A 4,122-nucleotide genomic window follows, 5' to 3' on the forward strand; every position below is an offset into this window, starting at 1 on the left:
TCTTGTCCCATAGTCTATCGGAAAGGTATACTTCTTGTCAAGAGGGATTATGGACGAAACTTTCCGGGTTATGGTATCCTACGGATAGAACAGGAGGACAGACGGATGTATATAGAAGAAATGCCCTTTTTCAGAGATTTTTCAGACCTTGCCGAAGCGGCGGATCGACGCGGTTGGCACGAGCGTAACGGCGGTAACCTTACGTATCGATTAACGTCGGGAGAAGTGAAAGCCTGTGAGGCCTTATTTCATAAAACGGAGACTTGGCAAGTCTTGGTGAAAGCGGAACCGCATGTGGGCGGCGAATATTACCTCGTCACAGGAAGCGGCAAGTGGATGCGACACGTTGTAAAAGAGCCGCGTCGCTGTGCAGGGATTATTGAAATATCGACAGACGGAGCCGCATATCGTATTGTCTGGGGCTTGGAAGACCAGGGGCGGCCGACGAGCGAGTTGCCCACTCATTTGGCTGTAAGCGCCTTGAAAAAGAGAGCGGATGAAGAAAAGAATCGGGTCATTTATCATGCCCATCCGCCTTATTTAATTGCCAGTACCTTTACGATTCCCTTGGATGATGCCGTGTTTACGCGCCATTTATGGGAAGCGGATATAGAAAATCCTATCGTTTTTCCGGAAGGAATCGGTATTGTTCCCTGGGTATTGCCCGGCAGCCGGGAAGCCGCGGAAGCGACCTTGGAAAAGATGAAAAACTATCGGGCTGTCGTCTGGGCCCAGCACGGTACCTTCACGTGCGGTGACGATTTCGACGATACCTTCGGTCTCATGGAAGTTTTGGAAAAATCGGCGCAAATTTGTTGTACCGTTGCTGCCATGGGCGGAAAACGTCAGGGTGTTTCGACGGATAATTTACGGGCTTTGGAAAAGGCGTGTGGTTTGAAATTGAATGAGGGGGCATTGAATGCGAAAGGATAAGCGGTATGAAAAGTTATCTTCTGCTCGGTGTAGCTATTGTCTTTGAACTTTTGGGCACTTCTTTCATGAAGATGTCCGACGGATATTCACGACTTTATCCCACATTAGGTGTTTTTATTTGTTACGGCATCGCTTTTTATGTTTTGGCTACTATTATGGATACGTTGCCGTTAAATGTAACCTATGCGACTTGGTCGGGTGTTGGGTTGGTAGCAACGGCCATTATTGCCGTCACCGTTTTCGGGGAGACGATGAATGTATATAATATTATAGGTATTATGTTGATCCTTGCAGGAGTGCTTGTTTTAAATTTATTGGGAAATACGGGCCATTAAAATAGTTGACTTTTGAGAAAAAAGCCTGTATATTACTTATCATATATTAAAGAGTCTATGAACGAAACGAGTACGTTTGAGCTGACAGTTTCAGAGAGCCGGCGGCGGTGAGAGCCCGGTACGTGTCGACAAACGGAATGGATTCGGGAGATGCGCCCTGAACGGAAACCAGTAGGGAGTGCCGGTGTATTTCCACCGTTAATAAAGAAACGTGTATCGCATAAGCTGTACATGATGAGTCGGGCGTAATGCCAATTTGGGTGGTACCGCGGAAGAATATGTAACCTTTCGTCCCTTTATAAGGGATGGAAGGTTTTTTGTTGTTTGGAGGGAAAAAGATGCTGGAATTGAAAGATGTGGGATTTGCATACGGAAACGGTGTTCCCGTGTTGGAGAATATGAATTTAATGATACGCGAAGGGGAGTTCATCGGCTTAGGCGGTCGGAACGGTTGCGGTAAAACGACGGTAACGCGTTTGATGATGGGCTTGGAAAAGCCTTCAGAAGGGAAGATTTTGATAGATGCTCGTGACGTAACCGCAACGGAACCGTCAGAAAGAAGCCGCTATATCGGATATGTATTTCAAAGGCCTGAGCGACAAATGTTTCGGCCTACTGTAGCAGAAGAAGTGGCTTACGGACCGGAACAGGCGGGGCGTAGCAAAGATGAAGTGGAAGCGGCTGTCGTAAAGGCTTTAGCCGAAACAGGTCTTACGGAAAAAGCAGCGGAATATCCGCCTAACCTGAACCGTAGTGAAAAACAGAGAGTGGCCATTGCATCAGCCTTGGCCATGAACACGCAGTATATTATTTTGGATGAGCCTACAAGCGGTCAGGATAACAAAGAAAAGCGCCGACTCATGGAGCTTCTGTCGGACTTGAACCGTCAGGGAATTACCGTTTTATTAATTACTCACGATATGGAACTTTTGGCTGAATACTGCAAACGTGTCATTATTATCGGCAACCGCACGAAAGCCTTTGACGGTACGCCGGAAGAATTGTTTACTCGCAGAAATGACTTGTATGAGTTGGGGCTTAGTCGTCCCGATTCGGTGGAAATGGCGATGGCCGTACCGGGATTGCCTTACTGCCCGACCATGGAGGCTTTCAGAGAAGCCTTGTTGGCACGCGTGAAAGGAGCACGGACATGTTAAATCGATTAGTACCTTTGACAAAACTTATAGGAACGGTCGCCTTTTCATTTTGGGCTCTCGTATTTAATACACCGGCTCCTCTTATAGGACTGGTGATTGTAGAAGTGGTTCTGCTGGCAACGTGCGGAGAGTTTAAGAGAAATTTGAAGGGGTTACTGAGCCTGTGTGTGTTTGCCGTCTTTTTAGGATTGGTTCAACTCCTTGGCGGCGGTTCGCTTGAATCGGCGTATGTAACAGGATTTCGTATGCTGTCCATGACGACGGTTTTTATCATTTTATTAACGACGACCCGACTTCAGGACTTAACGGCTGCCTTGGTAAAACAGGTGCATATACCTTATGAATATGCCTTTATGTTCACTGCCGCCTTGCGGTTTGTGCCCGACTTCATTGCTGAAAGTAAGTCTGTACGCGAGGCTCAGTCTTGTCGCGGTCTTTCCGTTTCGGGGAATATTGTAAAACGGCTCAAAAACTATATGACAGTCGTTCAACCGCTTATTCTTAAATCTTTGGGTCGTTCCGAAACAATGGCTTTGAGTCTTGAATTGAGAGCTTTCGGCAGTAATGAACACAGTTTTATTGCCAATGTAACGCTGCGAACGGCAGACTATATAATAGTTGTTTTAATGCTTATGGTAAGTATTTTAGTTGTATACGGTCGCATGACCGATTACACCTTATTGATGAACGTAGTCGGATAAAGGAGGAATTGTCGTGAAAACAATCGAAAATATAGGCGAATTGGAATTTCACCATCGCCAAGGCGGACAATTCCGCTGGATAACCGTATCTACTTTGTTATTGGCCATAGGGACTATTCTTCACCTCGTATCTCCCAGCGTGGCGGGAGTTACTCCCAACTGGACTATCGCTACCTACTGTGTGGCTATCTGCCTTACCAAACCGTCATATCGACAGGCTTTGGGTATCGGCTTGGTGGCGGCACTGATCAATGTTTTGACCTCAAAATCGGGATTTCCTTACGGGAACTTGGTCAGTGAACCGTTGGGGGCCTTGACTTGTGCTTTTATGGTCAAAAATTTTGCTTCCTTACGTCTCGGCCGATGTTCTCTCTTGCCCCTGCTCAGCGGTTTCTTGGCTACGTGCATGAGCGGTGGAGCATTTGTAACGATTTTAAAGTTTGTCATGAGCTTGCCCTTAGAAGTATATCTCAAAGGGATGCTGCCCTTAGTTGCCATCATCGGTTTGCTTAACGGTGTGATTACTCCGCTTATGTATTTTCCGGCTCACCGCCTGTTATCGTCGCGAGGTTTCATTGATTCGCAAGATGAGGAAGAACATATTTCCGACCATTCGGACTATGAATTGATTTCCGCTTCGGACGCATTGATCTCCATGGAACATCTTTCTTATACGTACAACGGAAAGAAAAACCCCGTTTTGGATGATGTAAACTTACAGGTACATAAAGGTGATTTTCTGGTCGTTACGGGGGAGAGCGGCAGCGGCAAAAGTTCTCTGTGCATGGCCATGAGCGGTGCGATTCCGCACTACTTCGGCGGTGTCATGAAGGGGATGGTCTACGTTAAAGGAAAAGCTGTAACGCAGTCGACTATAGCCGACTTATCCAAGCATGTGGGCACCATGTTGGATGATTACGACAGCCAGCTTGTTGCTATGACGGTTGAAGAAGAAATCGCCTTTTCTCTGGAAAATATGGGAATGGGTGCCGAAGA

5 protein-coding genes and 1 other annotated feature are annotated in these 4,122 nt (G+C 46.7%); all 5 genes read left to right on the forward strand.

The genetic code is table 11. The features are described 5' to 3' along the window. The first annotated feature begins 105 nt into the window (after positions 1-105). Positions 106-933, forward strand: coding sequence for a rhamnulose-1-phosphate aldolase (gene rhaD / locus PGX78_RS06560; protein ID WP_270445991.1), 828 nt, complete (start codon positions 106-108; stop codon positions 931-933). A gap of 5 nt (positions 934-938) precedes the next feature. After that, complete coding sequence (locus tag PGX78_RS06565) at positions 939-1,268, forward strand: DMT family transporter (protein ID WP_270445994.1); 330 nt, start codon at positions 939-941, stop codon at positions 1,266-1,268. A gap of 48 nt (positions 1,269-1,316) precedes the next feature. Beyond that, positions 1,317-1,567: a binding site (T-box leader), on the forward strand. Between the two features lie 39 nt (positions 1,568-1,606). Continuing rightward, a complete protein-coding gene (locus PGX78_RS06570; protein ID WP_270445997.1) occupies positions 1,607-2,425 on the forward strand; it encodes an energy-coupling factor ABC transporter ATP-binding protein in 819 nt (272 codons plus the stop codon). Next, the gene (locus PGX78_RS06575; protein WP_006941002.1) at positions 2,419-3,126 is read left to right on the forward strand and encodes an energy-coupling factor transporter transmembrane component T; all 708 of its coding nucleotides are present in this window, start codon (positions 2,419-2,421) and stop codon (positions 3,124-3,126) included. The genes PGX78_RS06570 and PGX78_RS06575 overlap by 7 nt, the downstream gene beginning before the upstream one ends. Before the next feature lie 13 nt (positions 3,127-3,139). Further along, the coding region (locus PGX78_RS06580) for a tryptophan transporter (protein WP_270446003.1) at positions 3,140-4,122 on the forward strand (983 nt) is incomplete at its 3' end.

This window comes from Megasphaera sp. AF13-6AC, assembly GCF_027685385.1.
GTDB lineage: Bacteria > Bacillota > Negativicutes > Veillonellales > Megasphaeraceae > Megasphaera > Megasphaera micronuciformis.